A 19,652-nucleotide genomic window follows, 5' to 3' on the forward strand; every position below is an offset into this window, starting at 1 on the left:
GTTATCACCAATTAATGTAAAATAAATCCTGTCATTTTTTTGGCTCTTCAGAGTGTGTTTATGATAAATTAAGAGAAACAGGACTTCTATAACTTTTATGGAATAGTGTTTATAGTAAAATAAAAACTAAAAGTTTATAAATTATTATTTAATAATTTCCTCTTGCTTACTAAACACCAATAATTTACAGACTCAAATGAATAGAGCCTTTTTTTGTCAAATATAGTCAAATATAATAATCAAATATAACGGTAATTAGGATAAGATTGGTTCGGTTATAACACTTCAATTACGTTCATGAAAAAGTTATCATAAATTGCTGTAGAAGGAATTTTTCATAATAGAGGAATGATTATATCTGAATGTCTGTCTATCAAATTAGTTGATTTAATCCTCGAAGCAGAATGGAACTCTGACTTTGACGATTGCTCCCATAGTACCATTAAAGCACATCATGAATGGGAAGGTGCGATCGCATCCTTAGAAAAACTCCTATCTACAACTGTAAATACAGATAAACATTTTTCCTCAAAACAGGGAATAGTAATCTCATCCCCCACACCAGTTATTAATAACTTAAGTATAATTTCTCATTTAACAACCGTCGTTTTTTCCCCTTCACCTCACCAAAAAACCGCATTAATGCCCAGTGATAATCAACAAGTTTTCGACAACAATCAACTGTCTTTAATTAATATTAATTTAGACAATAATGATATTTTAAATCAAGAGCAATTTTGCCTTGTTTTCACTGAACAATTTTCCCTGTTAATGGTTAAGGAAATTAACTATGATAGACAAGACAGTTTTCATTTTTCTTTTGACCCAATAGTTACAGAAAAAGCATGGCTACTTCTATTAAATAGATTGACCAAATCATCCAGTTATGATAGCTTTAAATACCTAAAAGAATCAGTAAATTACCTATTAGGAACATCACCCAATTATAAAATTGTTGAAATCTTTAATAAAAACCTATTAAAACATATCAAAAAACAGGGTACTTCTGATATAAAATCTTCTGAAAGAGAAACTAATCATCAACGAAAACAAAGTATTTCTCTCAAGAAAACTCCTATTCCTCCTTACCCAGAATTAGAATTATTACAAGCGTTAACTCATGAAATAAGAACACCTCTTACCACCATTAAAACCATCACAAAATTGTTACAAAAAAAAGCTAAATTAAATCCTGATTTAGGTAAATATTTAGAAACCATTGAACAAGAATGCACAGAGCAAATTAATCGTATGGAGCTAATTTTTAAGGCGGTAGAATTAGAATCAAAATCTTCTGCTCTTAATGACTCCATTCACCTAGTGCCAACCTCATTAGAAAACATTTTAAATCAAACCATTCCCACTTGGCAGAAACAAGCCCAACGGAGAAATATAATTCTCGATGTGATTATACCAAAAAAACTACCTCAAATTATTAGTGATCCAGCAATTTTAAGCCAAATTTTGAGTGGATTAATGGAAAAATTTACCCGCAGTTTGCCTAGTGGTTGCCACTTTCAATTAGTTATTTTACCTGTAGGGAATCAGTTGAAACTACAATTCTTATCTGAATCCAGCTTTAATTATAGCCATAGTAAATGTTTGGGCAAACTCTTACTTTTCCAACCAGAAACTGGTAGCTTATCCCTTAGCAATGACGTAACCAGAAATATTTTTCATGCCCTAGGAGGAAAATTTACCATCAAACAAAAACCAAATAAAGGGGAAATATTGACCATATTTTTACCCCTTGGAAATTCAAAATCTTACGCTTACAAAGTTTCTACAACTCATCTGGAATAACCCACTTAGGTGGTTCAGTTAATTTTTTTAATCTAGCTATTTCCGCCATTTCTAGCATCTTATCTAAAGATGTATTTTCGATAAAATTGGCTGTTTCTTTAACATAAGTTTGATTGGGACATTCTTCCCCTAAGATACACCCATTGACGCACTCTATTTGACAGTTAACTTTTTTTGTTTCCATAATTACAAATTATTGATCAGCCAAAAGTTCTGGTTTATTTTACCACTGATTTTGGAAAATATTAGTAATTAGTAATCTAAGGGCAAACCCTCCTTTATCTCCCCTCTTGAGGGGGGAAAGCAAAGGTAAATAGTTGATAATTAAGAATTAAAAACTCCAAACCTTAAACCCTAACCCCCTATCTCATATGCTACCTATTCTTTATTTCTCTTTGCTCGATTCTAGTTGTTTAACATTAGAGAAAAGTAACGTTATTATAGAATCGAAACTCATTATTACGCAAAACATGGTTTTAAACGAAACAGAAGTCAGACAAAAACTAGCAAATTATCCTAATTGGGTTACTAGCGGACAGTCTATTAATACTACCTACAAGTTTAAAGACTTTATTCAAGCCGTTGAATTTGTCAATCGTCTGGTTGAACCAGCAGAAAGAGCAGGACATCATCCTGACATCGAAATATCTTATAATAAGGTAACAATCCATTTAACGACTCATGATGCTGGGGGAATTACTCAAAAGGATTTTGATCTAGCTGAGGAAATTCAAAGAATCATTAAGGGTTTTTAAGTTTACTATATTTTTTATTACTGACTAAGTGGTTTTTCAATATTCATTAATCGCATCTTGCACAAAAACTAGAGCGAGGGCGGGGGTTTTTTCTACTCCTCATGGGGAAGTTGAAACCCCCAGATTTATGCCCGTTGGTACTGTTGGTACGGTAAAAGGTATTACACCAGCTCAACTCCAGTCTGCCCATGCCCAAATGATTTTGGGTAATACTTATCATCTACACATTCAACCCGGAGAAGAAATCATCGAGAAAGCCGGGGGATTACATAACTTCATGGGATGGCAGCAACCTATTTTGACTGATTCTGGTGGATTTCAAGTTTTTAGCCTTGCCGATTTACGACAAATTACAGATGACGGAGTTAAGTTTCGTTCTCCTAAAGATGGTCGAATTATTAATATGACTCCAGAAAATTCTATCCGTATTCAAAATTCTTTAGGGGCAGATGTAATTATGGCATTTGATGAATGCCCCCCCGCTACAGCGACAAAAGAGGAGGTTGTTAAAGCGGTTAAACGCACAACGGCATGGTTAGAAAGATGTATTTCAGCCCATAAAAAACCAGAGCAACAGGCTTTATTTGGGATTGTGCAGGGAGGAATTTATCCTGAGTTGCGCACTCAATCGGCAAAAGAATTAATTGAGTTTAATTTGCCCGGTTATGCCATTGGAGGAGTAAGTGTGGGGGAAAAGCCTGAATTAATCCATCAAATAGTACAGTGGACTACTCCTTTACTTCCTAGTAACAAACCTCGTTATTTAATGGGGGTTGGTAGTTACAAGGAAATGGTAGTTGCGATCGCATCTGGAATAGATTTGTTTGATTGTGTGATACCAACGCGCTTAGGCAGACATGGGGCGGCTTTAGTTCAAGGAGAAAGGATAAATCTTAAAAATGCTCAATATAAAGAAGATTTTACCCCTCTTGATCCTGAGTGTGACTGCTATACTTGCAAAAACTTTACCCGTGCCTATCTCAATCATTTAATTAGAGCCAAAGAAATGCTGGGTTATATTTTATTATCTTTACATAACATTTATGAGTTAATTAACTTTACTCGTAAAATTCGACAAGCAATTATCAATGATTCCTTTGTTGAGGAGTTTGGTCACTATCTCAATTAATCTCAGTTCGGTTTAAGAATATCCGATAAGGTTAGGTGTCAGGTTGCAGGTTGCAGGTGGTAGGGGATGGGGGATGAGGTGATAACAGGTAAGTTAACATTTCACTCCCTAATCCCCAATCCCTCTTAATCCAAAACTCAGGTTATTAAGACTCTCAATGATTATGGTATAATAATTATTAGGGTGTTCTTATTTTCCAAGGTTTAAAGATGAGTTTTGCTTAATTCACAAACCGAAAAACCTTAATTTGACCCTCAACTATTTATCATCGGGAGTTAATAAAGTGATTTCGATTTCCCTACCTGTGAAATTTGGTAACTGGAAAACAGTCAGTTTTGCCTCTACATTATACCTTTCTCCCATCCTTGATTTACTGTTATGTAAAGTGCCTAAAAGGCTTCACCCCGAAATTCGGTTAGGACTACAAGAAGCCCTTGTAAATGCCGCTAAACATGGAAATAAACTCGATCCTAGTAAAAGAGTTGTAGTAAAATTTTGTTGTCGTCGAGGGAAATACTTTTGGGTTGTATGTGATCAAGGACAAGGTTTTATTCAAGAATGCAGTTGCCCTTTAGATGAACACAGTTTGCCCCCAGAGGAGGCAGAAAACGGTAGAGGCTTATGTATCTTACATCAAATTTTTGATCAAGTTCTCTGGGATAGTCAAGGCACTCAAGTAACCCTTTCTAAACAAGTCCCTCAATATTCTAAGGTTTCTTTACTCATGTTTCTATGAGTTTTTTTTATGTCCATGAGTGGGGCAAGGTAAAGGATTTACCGTGTGATTCAACCATCCTTGGGCTTGATTGATTCTGGCTAAGGCTTCTTCTGTTTCATCATTAAGTAAATAGACAAGACTTGCTGTTAACTGTTGGGCGGCTTGTGCTTTGCGATTATTTTTTAATTTGTGCCAATCATAGGAACTTATCATCATTCTTTGTGCTAAAACTTGAGCAATTTCCAAATTACTCATATCCTCAATGTTTGATTTGATTTCTAGAGACGAATTCATCAGTTATAATTTCCTTTAGTATTTTGTTTTTATTGTAGAATGTCTGACTCTGAAAAGACCCCTGAATCCGCCACTGAATTGAATATTGAAGAAGCAATTTTGCAATTGGAAGCACAGTTAGAAAAAGTAAAACAACGACATCAGCAGATAATTAACGATAAACAGCGAAAAGAAGAATTAATTAACAGAAAAGAGCAACTTAAAACCCTAAAAGCTGAAAATAATCCTCCTGACTCCCTGAAAAGTGAATTAAAATATATCGAAGAAGAATTAAACGAAATTGAAGTGCGTCTCGAAAGTGAGTTATTCAAATGGAGTAGTTTGAGCGAACCTTTTTGGCAGATAGTGAGATTTGGTGGCATTGGTATTATTATCGGTTGGATTTTAAAAACCATGACTATTAACTAATCTCGGTTCAATACAAGATTATTGGTTGCAGGTGGCGGGGGTTGAATATATTTAACCCTTACGGTATTGGGGAGAAACTAATTAATTACCTTTGCCCCTGACTCACAAATATTCCATGAGCAGACTTTAGACAATGATGAATATAATAGGGAGTGACAAATAAAGAAAAAATATTTATCGTTGTTGTAGCGTTGAAAAGATGGTGAAAATAGTTAAGAGGCGATCGCTCGGTGTTCAACCAGTGTACGATATAGGAGTGGAAAAAGACCATAACTTTATATTGGCAAACGGCTTAGTTGCCTCTAACTGTTTCAATAAATCTCACTCCACTGCTTATGCTTACGTTACTTATCAAACTGCTTATTTAAAAGCAAACTATCCTGTTGAATATATGTCTGCGTTGTTAACCGCAAGTAGCGATAATCAGGATAAGGTTGAAAAATATCGAGAAAATTGCCTCAAGATGGGAATTGATGTCAAACCGCCTGATATTAATTTATCTCAGAAAGAATTTACCCCCCAAGGAGACAATATTTTATTTGGTTTTTCCGCAGTGAAAAACTTGGGAGAATCTGCCATAGATAATATTTTAGAAGTCAGAGAAGAAGCGGGAGGAAAATTTGCTAACTTTGCTGATTTTATTAGTAGAGTAAATTTAAAAACCGTTAACAAAAGAGCATTAGAAACATTAATTTATGCTGGTGCATTTGATTGTATTCACTCTAATCGTCGGCAGTTACTAGAAGGTTTAGATTTGATGGTGAGTTGGGTTCAAAAACGCCTAAAAGAAAAAGAAACAGGGCAGTTAAATATTTTTGAGCAAATGATGGGTAATAGCACCAATACCGCTACAGAAACCACCACAGAAATTAGTTATGAAAGCGCCCCACGGTTACCCAGAGTTGAAGATTTTTCCCCCCAAGAAAAATTAAAATCAGAAAAAGAACATTTAGGATTTTATGTCTCAGAACATCCTTTAAAACCGTTAAAAAATAAAATTAGTATATTATCTCCCATTAATTTAAGTGAATTATCTAGTCAAAAATCAAGACACAAAATTTGTACATTAGCAATGTTAAATACTATCAAATCCCATGTTGATAAAAATGGAAATAATATGGCTTTTCTAACCTTAGAAGATATTTCGGGTCAAGCCGATGGGGTAATTTTTGCTAGTAGTTATGAACAAATAAAAGATAATTTAGTAGAAGATACCCCTTTAATTATTTGGGGTAGGGCAGATAACAAAAATGAAAAATCCCAAATTATTGTTAATTATATGAGTAAAATTGCGGAGACAAAATTAGTTTTTATTCGTCTTTCTCCTGAAAATGCTTCCAATCCTTCTATTCAGGGTAAAATTAAGGGCATTTTGCAGGAACAATCAGGGGACAAAAATCAAGCCGTAATTCCCACTTTTGTGGTGATAGAGGGGGCAAGGGAAAGAATTATCGTACGCTTAGGGGATGCTTATTGGGTTCAAGATGCTTATAACACTTTGGAGGCTTTAACTAATGCGAGTTTTGATGCTTATTTACAGGGTTTTGACACTGACTCATAATAAATAACCTCAGTTCGGTTTAAGAATATCGGGTAAGAGTTCGGAGTTATGAAAGAGGTTTCAGGTTTCAGGTTTTAGGTTTTAGAAGAAAGTAATGAGTGTTCAGAGTTTTTAATTCTTAATTCTTAATTCTTAATTCTTAATTCTTAATTTTTAATTATCAACTATTAACTATTCACTATTAACTATTCACTATTAACTATTAACTATTCACTATTCACTAATTGCCCTTTTCGCCATCACTCATAGATGAAAATTGATGAAAATTTATCCAGAACTCAGGTTCAATAATATTTGGAGTGTAGTGTTAGATATTTGAAGTAATTCAACCATATTTTGTGTCACAATTAAGCAACCCAGAAAATTTTACCTTAATGTTAGCAGAAAGCCCTCACCATAAACTCAAAAATAAATCGTTTTGGTGACAGGAGAATTTCAAATTGAGCTAAGGTAAAATGTGGTCGTGTTTAGTGGCTTTCATATTGTTTTAATTTCTAAATCCAAATGACAATTAATGTCTCATATTTATATAAGTTTATTAATACATCTCTACAAAATTCCGTCAATTTATCTCAAGAAAACTTTACAGGATTAGTTAGTGTTTTAATTTTTTTATTACTTGTTGCAACAGGAGTTGCCTTAATTACACGGTGGCTTCATATTCCTTATGTGATAGGTTTGGTTTTAGGGGGTTTAATCATTCCTCGAGAAATACTCCCTCAATCCATCGGCTTAAATCCAGATGTTATTCTAAATTTATTTTTACCCATACTTATTTTTCAGGCGGCAATTAACACCGATATTAGTCGTTTAAGAGGTACTATTAAGCCTATTTCCTTACTAGCAGGACCGGGGGTATTGGTATCAGCAATAATTACTGCCATGTTATTAAAATGGACATTAGGTTTAGTTTTTATTACTGCTTCGGCAGTGGCTGTTATTCTTACTATTACTGATACTGTTTCGGTGATTGCGGCTTTTCGTAGTATTTCCGTTCCTCGTCGCCTTGCAACAATTGTTGAGGGGGAAAGTTTATTCAACGATGCGATCGCTCTTGTATTATTAAATATAATTGCCCAAATTCATCTTCAGGGAAATTTTTCTCTGGCTGACGGCATAGAGCAATTTTTAATTGCTTTTGTGGGGGGAGGTATTCTAGGTTTAGGTTTGGGGTATCTTTGTGTAGGTTTATTTCGACAGTTAGATGATGCTTTAAGTAACAACCTACTTACCGTCGCCATTTCGCTAGGTACTTTTCAAATTGGTCAATTACTAGGAGTTTCAAGTGCGATCGCTGTTGTTATGGCTGGTTTAGTCATTGGAAATTTAGGTTTCCGAAAAACTTCAGCTTCGATCAAAGTAACCCTTCTCAATTTTTGGGAATATGCAGGATTTGGGGTAAACACCTTTATCTTTTTATTTGTGGGAATAGAAGTTAATCCAAGTGTTTTAGTCAAGACAATTCCTGTCGCCCTTTTAGTGGTTATAATTTATCAAATCGGGCGTGTTTTCTCTATCTATCCTTTTTCATATTTACTTCGATTTTTCGATCGCCCTCTACCGTTACAATGGCAACACGTTTTAATTTTTGGCAACGTTAAAGGGTCATTATCAATGGCACTAGCTTTAAGTTTACCATCTACCTTACCCAGACATGATGAAGTAGTAACCCTTGTTTTTAGCACGGTGTTTGTCTCTCTCATTGGGCAAGGATTAAGTTTATCATGGTTAGTGAAGCAATTGAAACTATCTAAACCTTCGCCCATTTTAAAGCAGATAGAATCATTACAACTAAATTTGATCGCCTCTAAAGCCGCCCAAGAAGAATTAAAAAATCTTCTTCAATCAGGTAGTTTACCAAAGTTTCTCTATGAAGAATTATTTGCCACCTATCAAGCTAGAATCGCAACCTCTGAACAGGAATTAAGGGAAATTTATAATCAGAGAATTGGTTATCAAGGGGGTAGCATCAAGGAAAAAGCGTATTTAGACAATCTCTATCGTCGTCTATTTTTAGCAGAAAAAGGAGCAATTAACGACGCAATCTTTAAAGGATTACTCCCTGACGATGTTGCATCTACATATTTGCAAAGACTAGATGAAAAACTATTATCAGTAAACGATGACACCTGATTTTTAATTAAAAAACCACTGAAAAATCAGGAGTTGATACTCATAAGCTAGTTTGCATTTAAGTTGTCTGGTTAAGATAGGGAAGAGCGAAACTCCCCTTTATCCCGCCTCTCGAGGGGGAGGGGAAAACGGAAAAGATAAGGGTTTGAGTTATTTTCAAAAACTAAGGGAAAATACAGGTTAAATGCGTCCTAGCTTAGTTTCCAAAATTGTCCCCGAAAAAAATCATGGCTCTATCACTTCTCGTCGTGTAAATTATTAGTGTTTGGTAGGCAAGAGGCAATAGGCAATAGGGGATTATTAAATAATAATTTATAAACTTTTAATTTTTATTTTACTATAAACACTATTCAATAAAGGTTATGGAAGTTATTTTTTATTAATTTATCATAACCACACTCTGAAGAACCAAAATCATTAAATTTAGGAAAAATTTATTCTAAGTCAATTTCAACTAATTTTATATCAATTAAAAGCATCGTTGCTCGTTACTTATTTCTTGTTGCTTACCTTCTTAACACAACTTTTTCATCAACTCCTAATTACGCAAACCCATAAAATTAATTAACTGTCGTACAAATTCGGGCTTTGTCACGGCTAGAATAGTTGAACCGCCCTCTAAAATAGTATTACCATTAGGGATACTTAAAGGTTCATGATGATTAACCTGATAACCAATAATTAGAGTCCCCATCGGAAATTTTTCATCTTGCGCTATTTCAGCAACTTTGCGTCCTACTACAGAACAATTTTCAGGAAGAGAAAGTTTTAAAACTTCTATTTGTCCTTGTTCAAAGTGCATCATTGCATCCACTTGGGGATATTCGATCGCATTTACTATACGATTAATTGCCAATTCTGTTGTGCTGATAATGTGGGTTGCTCCTGCTAATTTATAGGGTTGAGTAAAATCGCGATCGCTCATTCTGACTACAATTTGCGTAACCCCATAATACTTAGATAAAGTAACCATTGCCAAATTGAGAGCATCTTCTCCCAAAGTCGCAATAACAGCATCAGCTTTACGAATACCCGCTTCTAACAAAACTGTGGTATTTACCGCGCTCCCTTCAAAAGCCATAACCCCTATTTTTTCACGAGCATATTGACAAGCCGCAGTATCAGTATCAACTACTGCAACAGTATGCCCCATTTGTAACAAAGTTCTTGCTAAATCAGAACCCATCATTCCCACTCCACCAATGAGAATGTACATTGAACCTCCTTTTATGAATTGACAATATCTTAACTATAGCAACCTTAGTTCGGAATAAAATCTATAGAGAAAAAAGGTAGAGGCAATTAGCAATTAAGAAAAGGAAACAAAAAATAGGTAACAGGCAACAAAGTTTTATTTACTTCTCCTTAAAACCCTATTTATCCCGCTCTCTTTCTCTGTTATTCATTACTCTGCTAAACCTGACACTTTCAAATTAACAATTAATTCTATAATTTTTTTAACGCTAGTTGACAATTTTAACCTTTATGATTTTTAACCAAAAACTGAATCACTATCAAAAATTATTTTTACTAACTTTAACTAATATTTTGATGGTTAATTATTCTCTTAATGCCCAAGAAAAAGAAATATTTGTTAATCCAAATAACGGCAATAAATATTTTTTAACTTCCGAAATGTCTTGGCAAGATGGTCAAAATTTAGCAGAAAAAATGGGAGGAAATTTAGTTACTGTTAATGATGAAAAAGAAAATCAGTGGTTAATAGAAACTTTTATCACTTCTGAAACTAATTTTTTGTGGATTGGAATTAATGATCAAGCCGTGGAAGGGGAATTTATCTGGATTAGTGGGGAAATGTCAAACTACCTCAATTGGGCAGAAGGTGAACCAAATAATAATCCTCAACAAGGGGGAGAACATTTTGGGGTAATTAATGGCTTAAATAACCCTTTTAAGCGTCCTGTAGGCACTTGGAGTGATGCACCTGAACAGGCTAAATTAAAGGGCATTATTGAGCTAAAAAACAATCAAAATTAAGATGTCAAATTTTTCTTAACTTGGAAAAAAGATTATTTCTTCCTAAATTAAAGCATTTACTGAAATTTTATCGCAATTAATGGCAATTAGCTTTACTTATGTTCACATTTTTATGATTTGAAGATAATTCGTGGTCTATAATTATAGAAATAAATACTCGAATTGTAATATGCAAGGAAATCAAGAGGTAAAACAACAACTAAATAATGTTCTCAAGTTAAAGTTAACTGCTATTAACCAGTTTTTTCTTCATGCGAGAATGTGTAAAAGTTGGGGTTTAAATAAATTAAATGAATATGAGTATCGATACTCTATCAAATTAATGAAACAGGCAGATAAAATTATCGAGCGTGTTTTCTTTTTGGAAGGACTGCCAAATTTACAAAATCTAGGCAAATTGTTAATCGGAGAGTCTGTTCCTGAAATTTTAGCCAATGATCTAACTATTGCTACTGAAATAGCTGATTGTCTTCGTAGTGTTATTAATCTATGTGAGTCTTTACAAGATTATGTTAGTAGAGATTTACTGACAGAGTTGTTAGAAGAAACTGAGGAAGAAATTGATTGGTTGGAATCCCAACAGTGGTTGATAGCCAACTCAGGCTTGGAAAATTATTTACAGTCAATGATATAGTTGTATTTTTAGAGGAATATTATGAAAGGTAATAAGAAAGTTATCAAACAGTTACAAAAATTATTGCGTAGCGAATTAGCGGCTAGAGATCAATATTTTACTCATTCCCGAATGTATGATGATTGGGGACTAACTAAGTTATATGAACGCATTGACCATGAAATGCAAGATGAAACTCATCATGCGGATATGTTAATTAAGCGGATGTTGTTTTTAGAAACTACCCCTGATTTATCTGAACAAGAGGGATTAAAAATAGGGAAAGATGTCCCAGAAATGTTACGCAATGATCTCGAATTAGAGTATAAAGTTATTGGGGATCTCAAAGATGCGATCGCGATCTGTGAACAAGAACAAGATTACCAGACTAGAGAACTTTTGAGAGTTATGCTAGGAGATACAGAAGAAGATCATGCTTACTGGTTAGAAAAGCAATTAGGACTGATTGATAAAATCGGCTTACAAAATTATCTTCAATCTCAAATGTAACGGGTTAGGGGCGAATGGCCATTCGCCCGTACAGGAGTTAGGAGTTTTTAATTATCAACTATTCACTATTCACCTTTGCCCTCCCCCACCTGAGGCGGAATAAAGGGGGGTTTGCCCCTTGCCCTTTTTACTTTATTTCTAATTAACCTGAGTTTTGAATAAGCTGAAAGCATCCCAACTCGTACTCAGAAAACCTTATAGCTTCTTAGAAATAACGATAAAATTGCCTTAACCCGAACTGACTTAAACAAGGGGCTTAAGCCCCTTGCTAAAAACCCCTACTACCTGCAACCTGACACCCGACACCTGACACCTAACCTTATCGGATATTCTTAAACCGAACTGATGTTAATTAACTTCTAAGTCCCTCACATCGGCAACTTTACCATTAATGGCGGCGGCAACAACCATCGCAGGACTCATTAAGAGTGTACGCCCTTGAGCAGAACCCTGACGACCTTTAAAATTACGATTAGAAGACGAGGCACTTATTTGACTTCCTTGTAGCTTATCTGGATTCATAGCCAAACACATGGAGCAACCCGGTTCACGCCATTCAAAACCGGCATTAATAAAAATGTTGTGTAACCCTTCTGCTTCTGCCTGTTGTTTTACTCGTTCTGAACCCGGTACAATAAAGGCTTTAACGTTTTGGGCTACTTTATGCCCTTTAGCAAACTTTGCGGCTTCTCTTAAGTCACTAATCCTACCGTTGGTGCAACTACCCACAAAACAAACATCAATAGGAGTGCCTTTTAATGATTCACCCGGTTGTAACTGCATATATTCAAAGGCTTGTAAAGCAATTTCTCGATCGCTCTCTGAAAGTTCATCTAAGATGGGTAAAGATTCACTAATACCAATACCTTGTCCCGGAGTAATTCCCCATGTTACCGTAGGTTCAATGTCACTAGCGGAAAAAGTGACCACATCATCATATTCTGCGTCTTCATCGCTGCGAAGACTATTCCACCATTTAACCGCTTCTTCCCATTTTTCCCCTTTAGGGGCAAAGTCTTTATCTTTCAAATAATTATAGGTGACATCATCAGGATTAACATAACCGCAACGAGCCCCGCCCTCAATGGACATATTGCATACGGTCATCCTTTCTTCCATACTCATTTTTTCAAAGGTAGTACCGCTATATTCATAAGCGTAGCCCACACCACCTTTAACTCCTAGTTTTCGGATAATGTGAAGAATAACGTCTTTAGCGTAAACTCCGGGAGCTAAATCTCCATTTACCTCTATTTTTCTCACTTTTAATTTAGTTAAAGAAAGAGTTTGAGATGCTAATACATCCCTTACCTGAGAAGTTCCAATACCAAATGCGATCGCACCAAAAGCACCATGAGTAGAAGTGTGAGAGTCGCCGCAAGCAATAGTCATACCGGGTTGAGTCAAACCCTGTTCAGGAGCGATTACATGAACAATACCTTGATTTCCTGAATGAGTATTAAAAAACCTGATGTTATTTTCCTCTGTATTTTTTTCCAAGGCTTGGATCATTTCTTCTGCTAAACTATCAGCAAAAGGACGAGCTTGATTTTCCGTCGGTACAATATGATCTACTGTCGCAACAGTGCGTTCAGGATACAATACTTTTATTTTCCGTTCCCTTAACATTGCAAAGGCTTGAGGACTCGTTACTTCATGAATTAAATGTAAACCGATGAAAAGTTGAGTTTGTCCTGAAGGTAAAGTTCCCACAGTGTGTAAATCCCATACTTTATCGAATAATGTTCCTTTACTCATATAGTTTTAATATATTTTCACGCTCTCTTTTCCTTTATTATCTGTGAAATTACCCTTTTTAGGCAATACATAGAATTATAAATTAACTTAAAGATTCCTTATTTATTTATTTACAATTATTGCTTATTTATAAAATTTGATTTTATGATAAATATAGTCAACGCTAAAAAATGTCAGAATCAAGTTTTAAATTTAAGCTCTATTGTCATATTTGAATGTTGTTAAAAAATTAGTTTAGTTTTGATCTCAAAATTTAGGTTTCAATTAAAATAAAAAAGGGTTCTATTACTTTGAGTATGTAAATTATTGGTTAGGATAGGCAATAGGCAATAGGCAATAGGCAATGGGCAACGGGCAATAAGTAATTATTAAATAATAATTTATGAATTTTTAGCTTGTATTTTGCTATTAATAATATCCAGTAATTATTACAGAAACTCTTTTCTATTAATTTATTATAACCATTATATAAGCCCTAAAAAAGTAGAATAATCTATCATTATCAAAAACTCAAAATTTTTATTAATTATGAAAAAAAGAATAGTTATTTTAGATGATTTAGAAGACCAAAATCAGCTATTTTTAAGATTATTAAATAATGCTAATTATAAGGTAATTATTACTGAAACTGAAAGTCATTTACTAGACTTAATTAATAGCAAATATCCAGATTTAGTTCTCTTAAGTGCTTGTTTAAAAGATAAAGATGTCTATTTAATTTGTAAAAAAATTAAGTTGTTAGAAATAGGTGAAAGTATCCCGGTTATTTTTATTAATAGGGATCAAAAGTATTTTGATGCAGAAACTATGTTTAATGCGGGAGGTGCTGACTATATAAACTATCCTTTTAGTTCTGCTGAAATTTTAACCAAAATTGCCAGTCAAATTGAGTTGCAAACATTAAGACAGGAAATTAAAGAAAAAAATAATCAATTACAAAAATTAATTCCCCACTATCAAAAATTAAAATTAGCCTTAGAAAAAGCTAAACTTGAGTTAGCAAATATTAGTAATAAAAATGAATCAAGTATTCTGCCAGATCGAGATTATTTCTTACAAATTTTAGAAAAAGAATGGTTACGGGGCGCTCGTCAACGTTCTTCCTTCGGTGATGTATCTGAAACAAATATTTCTCTTGTTCTTGCAGAAATTACAGATTTTCAAGCCTATCAAAAAAATCATGAGCAGGAATTAGTTAAAAACTGCATTGATATAGTAAGTAAAACTCTTAATGCTACAGTTAAAAGGCCGGGGGATTTGGTGAGTCATTTTAATGAAGGGAAATTCGCCATACTATTGCCTAATACTGATCAAGAAGGGGCGAAAACAGTAGCCATCAAAATTAACCAAAATTTATCAGAATTACAAATACCTCATCATTACTCAGAAATTAGCGAGTATTTAAGTTTCTGTTTCGGCATCGCTACGGCAATTCCTTCTCAAGCCTTACCCGCTAGTGTGTTGATAGATGTGGGAGAGAATGCTTTATATACTGCTTTAGCTCAAAGAAAAGGGGATGCAATAATGCTTGACTATGTTTAATAGACTTCTCCAAGAAGTAAGCAACATCTATCACTTTTAACTCTGAACACCGAACACCGAACACCGAACTCAGCTACTTACTACTTATTACTTATTACCGATTCTGCTCTCAGAATTTATTTGCGATAAGGAACTTTATCTAAACTAATATTTTGCGCAGATACACGGGGAGTGGGAGAAGCCTGTGCATTAATACTGCGTGCCATATTGAGATAAAGAGAGGGGTCTCCTGCTTTTGCTTGTTTTTCTTGAGGAATGAAACGACGTACTTGATTTTGCCAAATAATTTGAGGGAAACCAAGAATACCACGATAGTAAGCATCGTAACGAGGAGATTTAATGTTAAAGGGCATTTCTCCTTGTTCACGGGAAGGTAAGTAACGACGACGTTGATAAGGTACGATGTCGTAGCCGAAGTTTTCGAGGTACTCATCAGAATCTAATAATTGATCAATAAATCCTCTTAAACCTTTAGTTGCTACAACGATAGACCAAGCGATTTTTTCTTTTTCGCTGTAAACGTCACGTCCTAAAACTTTTTGAACACAATGTTCTACAAAACGATAGTTACTATTTTTTTCGTAAAAACTATTTTTAAAGGTTTCTGATAATAATAAACCACGAATAAAATCACGCACGGTAATTTGTCTGTTGCGTAATTGGGATTCTAAGATGGTTTCACGATCAGATTTAAAAGCATGGAAGAAAATTTGACGATAGGCTGCCTCAATCAAATTGTCCATATCAGAGGGACTATAGAGATTTTCGGCATCGTAAATTTTAGGTTGTTCATCGCCACCTACTTCATAACCAGCTACACGGGTATTTTGAGAACTAGGTGCATATTTTAGAAGAGGAAGATTCAAGGTTTGACCTCCGTATTTGATTCTTTTGTTATAAACTTTTCTACTTTACATAAGCATAATCGACAACGGGATCTCACCTTAATAAACGTAAAGATTTGTTACAGTTGAATCTCTTTTTTATGCCGTCTCCGTCTTGAAGATCTATTAATAAGGTGATGAGGTGATGGGGGAAAGATTTATTTTTCTTAATTATTAATTATTAATTCTTTACGGTATTGCTATGAAAGTTTTTCAAGATGCACGAGATTATCAAATTTTATTCCTTTCTCTTTTTCTGAGTTTGGGGGTAGTTAATCGGGATTGGACTTTATCTCCTATCAGAGTTGTTCTGATTATTATTGCTTGTTTGTTAGTGCAATTTTTGTGTGAATCTTTAACACATTATCAGCAAAAAATCAATACTTTAATTAATAAAAATTATAACGAGAAAATATTAGAAAGCATTAGTTTTCAAGGATGGAAAAGTGCTTTGATTACTAGCTTGGGTTTATCTTTACTCTTAAGGGCAAATGATATTTCTACTTTAGTTATTGCTAGTGCGATCGCGATCGCATCTAAATTCATTTTTAAATATCATAATAAGCATTTTTTTAATCCTGCTAACTTTGGCATAATTGGGGTATTACTTTTAACTAATGATGGCTGGATTTCTCCGGGGCAATGGGGTAGTGATTGGCTTTATTTAGGTTTATTTTTGGCTACTGGGGCAATGGTACTTAAGAAAGTAGGAAGGTGGGAAACAACAGCAGTATTCCTATCTACTTATGGTATTTTAGAGGCTATTTATAACTACTATTTAGGTTGGAATTTTGAGGTTTTATTACATCAATTAATGACAGGAAGTTTATTAGTTTTTGCCTTTTTTATGTTAAGTGATCCTCGCTCTATTCCAGATGGCAAAAATGGTAGAATAATATGGGCGATCGTCATTGCTTTTTTAGGATTTATTTTAGGTAATTTATTTTTCATTAATAATGGTGTTTTTTGGTCATTATTTATCATTTCTCCCTTAACAATTTTATTTGATTTAATCTGGAAAGGTAATCGTTTTCGTTGGCGTTATTCCATTAACAGTTAGTGGGGAAACAAAAGGTTAAGCAAATTTTTTCTTAATCTCAAAAACTCTTTTTGGGAGATAAATTAGGTAAAGGAAAAGGTAAAAAATGGACTTATAGAAATAAACAAATATTCATTAAAATTAGTCTTAAAAAAATGAAAAAAATACTAACCTTAATTAGCTTATTGTTAATTATATTCCTCTGTTTTCCATCCTCAGTTTTAGCTTTTTGTGGTTTTTATGTGGCTAAAGCAGACAGTAAACTTTACAATCAAGCATCTCAAGTTATTATAGCCCGAAACGGCAATCCGCAAGGCGGCACCTTCGGTGAGCGCACCGTTTTAACAATGGCGAATGACTATCAAGGAAATGTGAAGGATTTTGCCTTAGTTGTACCAGTGCCAGTACCCATTAAAGAAGATCAAGTCAATGTTGGCAACCCCAAAATTATCGAGCGTTTAGACGCATTTAGCGCCCCCAGATTAGTTGAATATTTTGATAATGATCCTTGTCAGCCTGTGTATTTGATGGATAATATGCCCAGTGCCGCCGAAACTACTAGAGGCGGAAGAAACCAGATGCAGAAAAACGAGACTTTTGGAGTGACGGTAGAAAGCAAATTTACGGTAGGAGAATACGATATTGTTATTTTAAGTGCTAAAGAATCAGACGGACTAGAAAAATGGTTAATTAGCAACGGTTACAACATTCCTAAAGGTGCCAAGGAATTATTACAACCCTATATCCGTCAAAAGATGAAATTTTTTGTAGCAAAAGTAAACCTGACGGAATTATCTAAGTCTGATTATCAGTCTTTACGCCCTTTGATGATTGCTTATGAGTCTCCTAAATTCATGTTACCCATTCGCTTGGGGATGGTTAATAGCAAACAGGCACAGGATTTAATTGTTTATTTACTCTCAGGAGAAGGGCAAACCGAGTTAACTAATTATCGCACGGTGAAAATACCTTCTAATGTCGATATACCAGAATTTGTAGAAAAACAGTTTGCCGATTTCTATAAGTCTATGTTTACCCGTAGTTATGAAAAAGAAGGCAAAAAGGTGGCTTTTTTAGAGTATGCTTGGAATATGGGTAATTGTGACCCTTGTTCTGCTGAACCCCTTAACCCTGAAGAGTTAAAACAAGCAGGAGTGTTTTGGTATAATCCGAGAGGGTTTAATGATTTATTTATCACTAGACTACATATAAGATACGATCGCACCCATTTTCCCGAAGACTTAAAATTTCAAAACACATCTAATCAACAACTATTTCAAGGGCGTTATGTAATTCGTCATCCCTACCGAGAAAAAATCACCTGTGACGCGGGGCAGGAATATCATAAACAAACCAGAGAAAGACAGGAAAAAGAAGCCCAAACTCTTGCTAATCTCACAGGTTGGAATTTAGCTAAAATCAAACAACAAATAGACTTCATTAAACCAGAAAATGCCTCTTTACCTTGGTGGCGTAAACTTTGGGATAATTAGGAGAAATGAGTTCGGAGGAGAGGGGGATGAGGTGATGAGGGGAGAGGGGGAAGAAGGGGCGAATGTCCATTCGCCCGTACAGGAGTAATGAGTAATTATCAACTATTCACTATTCACTAATTGCCCTTTGCCTTATCTTAATTGCGAAATAAAATTTATCACCTTGGTTTTATATTTCCCCGTTAAAATCAGATTACGGGTAAAAGTAGGAGCTAAATAAAATGTTATACCCCCACCGTTTAATTTCTTTTGTTTGTTTAAGTATATTTTCCTCAACACCTTTAATTTTTAGTCCGAAAGTTGAGGCACAAAATGTCTCTGTTTCAGAGGATAATTCTGTGATGGAAATTGCCCAAGCAACTCAGGCGGATATGTTGTATAACCAAATGAATCAATATATGGGAGCGGCATTTCAGGGTATCCCTGTATTTGCTAATGGTTTAGGACAAATGCAGACGATGCAAAATGAACAACAACTATATACTTTATTGCAACAATTAATTCCTATTGCCACTAATGTTGCTGGTAATTTTAACCAAGCCTATCAAATTGGACAACAGTTAACCCCCATGATTCCTGCTAATTCTCCTTATGCAACCATTGTACAACAATGGACTTTGTTAAATGGACAAGGGGCAAATACCTTCGCTAGTTGGATTGATACTTTAATGCCCATGCAACAGGCTTTACAAACTCAAAATGTATCTCAAATGGAAAGTGCGATCGCACAAATGCAAAATGCTGTTAATCAAACTATTACCCTTGCTAATGGATTACAAGCAGTAACTCAACAAACCAATAATATTCTTGCTAGTTATCAAAATGCCCAAGCCACAGCAAACTCAGTAAATTACGGTAATGATATGACGATGGCAGAGTATGAAATGATGTCAAGAATGTCTAATATGATGCACGAAACCAATATGAGCATTATTAATAATATGGGGTCTGATGGAGAATGGCGTTACAATTATTCTACGGGAGAAGATGAATATATTTACTATTAATTTTGGC

The 19,652-nt window shown here is 34.6% G+C and carries 19 protein-coding genes; 14 read left to right on the top strand and 5 right to left on the bottom strand.

The window, feature by feature from the left end; genetic code table 11:
• The first annotated feature begins 348 nt into the window (after nucleotides 1–348).
• Entirely contained in the window at nucleotides 349–1,803 is a 1,455-nt protein-coding gene (locus CYAN10605_RS14540; protein WP_015220703.1) for a sensor histidine kinase, read from the top strand.
• Here the strand turns inward: CYAN10605_RS14540 and CYAN10605_RS14545 are convergent.
• Nucleotides 1,784–1,987, bottom strand: a complete 204-nt coding sequence (locus tag CYAN10605_RS14545) for a hypothetical protein (RefSeq protein ID WP_015220704.1) — start codon at nucleotides 1,985–1,987, stop codon at nucleotides 1,784–1,786. The genes CYAN10605_RS14540 and CYAN10605_RS14545 overlap by 20 nt on opposite strands.
• A gap of 286 nt (nucleotides 1,988–2,273) precedes the next feature.
• On the opposite strand from CYAN10605_RS14545, the gene CYAN10605_RS14550 reads away from it, so the two are divergent.
• The 3 genes from CYAN10605_RS14550 (at nucleotide 2,274) to CYAN10605_RS14560 (ending at nucleotide 4,423) form a co-directional block, all read left to right on the top strand.
• Complete coding sequence (locus CYAN10605_RS14550; protein ID WP_041922542.1) at nucleotides 2,274–2,558, top strand: 4a-hydroxytetrahydrobiopterin dehydratase; 285 nt, start codon at nucleotides 2,274–2,276, stop codon at nucleotides 2,556–2,558.
• A gap of 28 nt (nucleotides 2,559–2,586) precedes the next feature.
• Complete coding sequence (tgt, locus tag CYAN10605_RS14555; RefSeq protein WP_015220706.1) at nucleotides 2,587–3,687, top strand: tRNA guanosine(34) transglycosylase Tgt; 1,101 nt, start codon at nucleotides 2,587–2,589, stop codon at nucleotides 3,685–3,687.
• Between the two features lie 283 nt (nucleotides 3,688–3,970).
• Entirely contained in the window at nucleotides 3,971–4,423 is a 453-nt protein-coding gene (locus CYAN10605_RS14560; RefSeq protein WP_015220707.1) for an ATP-binding protein, read from the top strand.
• On the opposite strand, the gene CYAN10605_RS14565 is transcribed toward CYAN10605_RS14560, so the two are convergent.
• Nucleotides 4,418–4,699 (bottom strand): DUF6439 family protein, encoded by a 282-nt coding sequence (locus tag CYAN10605_RS14565; protein WP_015220708.1) that lies wholly within the window; start codon nucleotides 4,697–4,699, stop codon nucleotides 4,418–4,420. The two genes, CYAN10605_RS14560 and CYAN10605_RS14565, sit on opposite strands and share 6 nt — an antisense overlap.
• A gap of 39 nt (nucleotides 4,700–4,738) precedes the next feature.
• Between CYAN10605_RS14565 and CYAN10605_RS14570 the strand changes: the two genes are divergently transcribed.
• From CYAN10605_RS14570 to CYAN10605_RS14580, 3 genes are all read left to right on the top strand, one after another.
• A complete protein-coding gene (locus CYAN10605_RS14570; RefSeq protein ID WP_015220709.1) occupies nucleotides 4,739–5,107 on the top strand; it encodes a sll0565 family protein in 369 nt (122 codons plus the stop codon).
• Between the two features lie 199 nt (nucleotides 5,108–5,306).
• On the top strand, nucleotides 5,307–6,668 hold the full coding sequence (locus CYAN10605_RS14575) for a helix-hairpin-helix domain-containing protein (protein ID WP_015220710.1): 1,362 nt from the start codon (nucleotides 5,307–5,309) through the stop codon (nucleotides 6,666–6,668).
• Between the two features lie 504 nt (nucleotides 6,669–7,172).
• Entirely contained in the window at nucleotides 7,173–8,801 is a 1,629-nt protein-coding gene (locus CYAN10605_RS14580; RefSeq protein ID WP_015220711.1) for a cation:proton antiporter, read from the top strand.
• A gap of 538 nt (nucleotides 8,802–9,339) precedes the next feature.
• Here the strand turns inward: CYAN10605_RS14580 and CYAN10605_RS14585 are convergent.
• Complete coding sequence (locus CYAN10605_RS14585; RefSeq protein ID WP_015220712.1) at nucleotides 9,340–10,017, bottom strand: potassium channel family protein; 678 nt, start codon at nucleotides 10,015–10,017, stop codon at nucleotides 9,340–9,342.
• A gap of 269 nt (nucleotides 10,018–10,286) precedes the next feature.
• On the opposite strand from CYAN10605_RS14585, the gene CYAN10605_RS14590 reads away from it, so the two are divergent.
• The 3 genes from CYAN10605_RS14590 to bfr (CYAN10605_RS14600) all read left to right on the top strand — a co-directional run bounded on the left by CYAN10605_RS14590 (nucleotide 10,287) and on the right by bfr (CYAN10605_RS14600) (nucleotide 11,922).
• A complete protein-coding gene (locus tag CYAN10605_RS14590) occupies nucleotides 10,287–10,799 on the top strand; it encodes a C-type lectin domain-containing protein (RefSeq protein WP_015220713.1) in 513 nt (170 codons plus the stop codon).
• A gap of 169 nt (nucleotides 10,800–10,968) precedes the next feature.
• Complete coding sequence (gene bfr, locus CYAN10605_RS14595) at nucleotides 10,969–11,433, top strand: bacterioferritin (RefSeq protein WP_015220714.1); 465 nt, start codon at nucleotides 10,969–10,971, stop codon at nucleotides 11,431–11,433.
• 21 nt (nucleotides 11,434–11,454) lie between these two features.
• Entirely contained in the window at nucleotides 11,455–11,922 is a 468-nt protein-coding gene (bfr, locus tag CYAN10605_RS14600; RefSeq protein WP_015220715.1) for a bacterioferritin, read from the top strand.
• Nucleotides 11,923–12,270: 348 nt separating this feature from the next.
• On the opposite strand, the gene leuC is transcribed toward bfr (CYAN10605_RS14600), so the two are convergent.
• Nucleotides 12,271–13,680 carry a 3-isopropylmalate dehydratase large subunit gene (leuC, locus tag CYAN10605_RS14605; RefSeq protein WP_015220716.1) on the bottom strand — a complete coding sequence of 470 codons (1,410 nt, stop codon included), beginning with the start codon at nucleotides 13,678–13,680 and terminating at the stop codon, nucleotides 12,271–12,273.
• Nucleotides 13,681–14,208: 528 nt separating this feature from the next.
• Between leuC and CYAN10605_RS14610 the strand changes: the two genes are divergently transcribed.
• Nucleotides 14,209–15,222, top strand: a complete 1,014-nt coding sequence (locus tag CYAN10605_RS14610; RefSeq protein ID WP_015220717.1) for a diguanylate cyclase domain-containing protein — start codon at nucleotides 14,209–14,211, stop codon at nucleotides 15,220–15,222.
• A gap of 116 nt (nucleotides 15,223–15,338) precedes the next feature.
• Here CYAN10605_RS14610 and CYAN10605_RS14615 read toward each other — a convergent pair whose 3' ends face one another.
• Entirely contained in the window at nucleotides 15,339–16,088 is a 750-nt protein-coding gene (locus CYAN10605_RS14615) for a phycobilisome rod-core linker polypeptide (RefSeq protein ID WP_015220718.1), read from the bottom strand.
• 220 nt (nucleotides 16,089–16,308) lie between these two features.
• Here CYAN10605_RS14615 and CYAN10605_RS14620 point away from each other — a divergent pair, with 220 nt between their 5' ends.
• The 3 genes from CYAN10605_RS14620 to CYAN10605_RS14630 all read left to right on the top strand — a co-directional run bounded on the left by CYAN10605_RS14620 (nucleotide 16,309) and on the right by CYAN10605_RS14630 (nucleotide 19,645).
• Nucleotides 16,309–17,166 carry an RnfABCDGE type electron transport complex subunit D gene (locus tag CYAN10605_RS14620; RefSeq protein WP_015220719.1) on the top strand — a complete coding sequence of 286 codons (858 nt, stop codon included), beginning with the start codon at nucleotides 16,309–16,311 and terminating at the stop codon, nucleotides 17,164–17,166.
• A gap of 134 nt (nucleotides 17,167–17,300) precedes the next feature.
• Nucleotides 17,301–18,638, top strand: a complete 1,338-nt coding sequence (locus CYAN10605_RS14625; RefSeq protein WP_041922928.1) for a DUF2330 domain-containing protein — start codon at nucleotides 17,301–17,303, stop codon at nucleotides 18,636–18,638.
• Nucleotides 18,639–18,859: 221 nt separating this feature from the next.
• Complete coding sequence (locus CYAN10605_RS14630) at nucleotides 18,860–19,645, top strand: collagen-like triple helix repeat-containing protein (protein WP_015220721.1); 786 nt, start codon at nucleotides 18,860–18,862, stop codon at nucleotides 19,643–19,645.
• Nucleotides 19,646–19,652: the final 7 nt, after the last annotated feature.

Source organism: Cyanobacterium aponinum PCC 10605, assembly GCF_000317675.1.
Classification (GTDB): domain Bacteria; phylum Cyanobacteriota; class Cyanobacteriia; order Cyanobacteriales; family Cyanobacteriaceae; genus PCC-10605.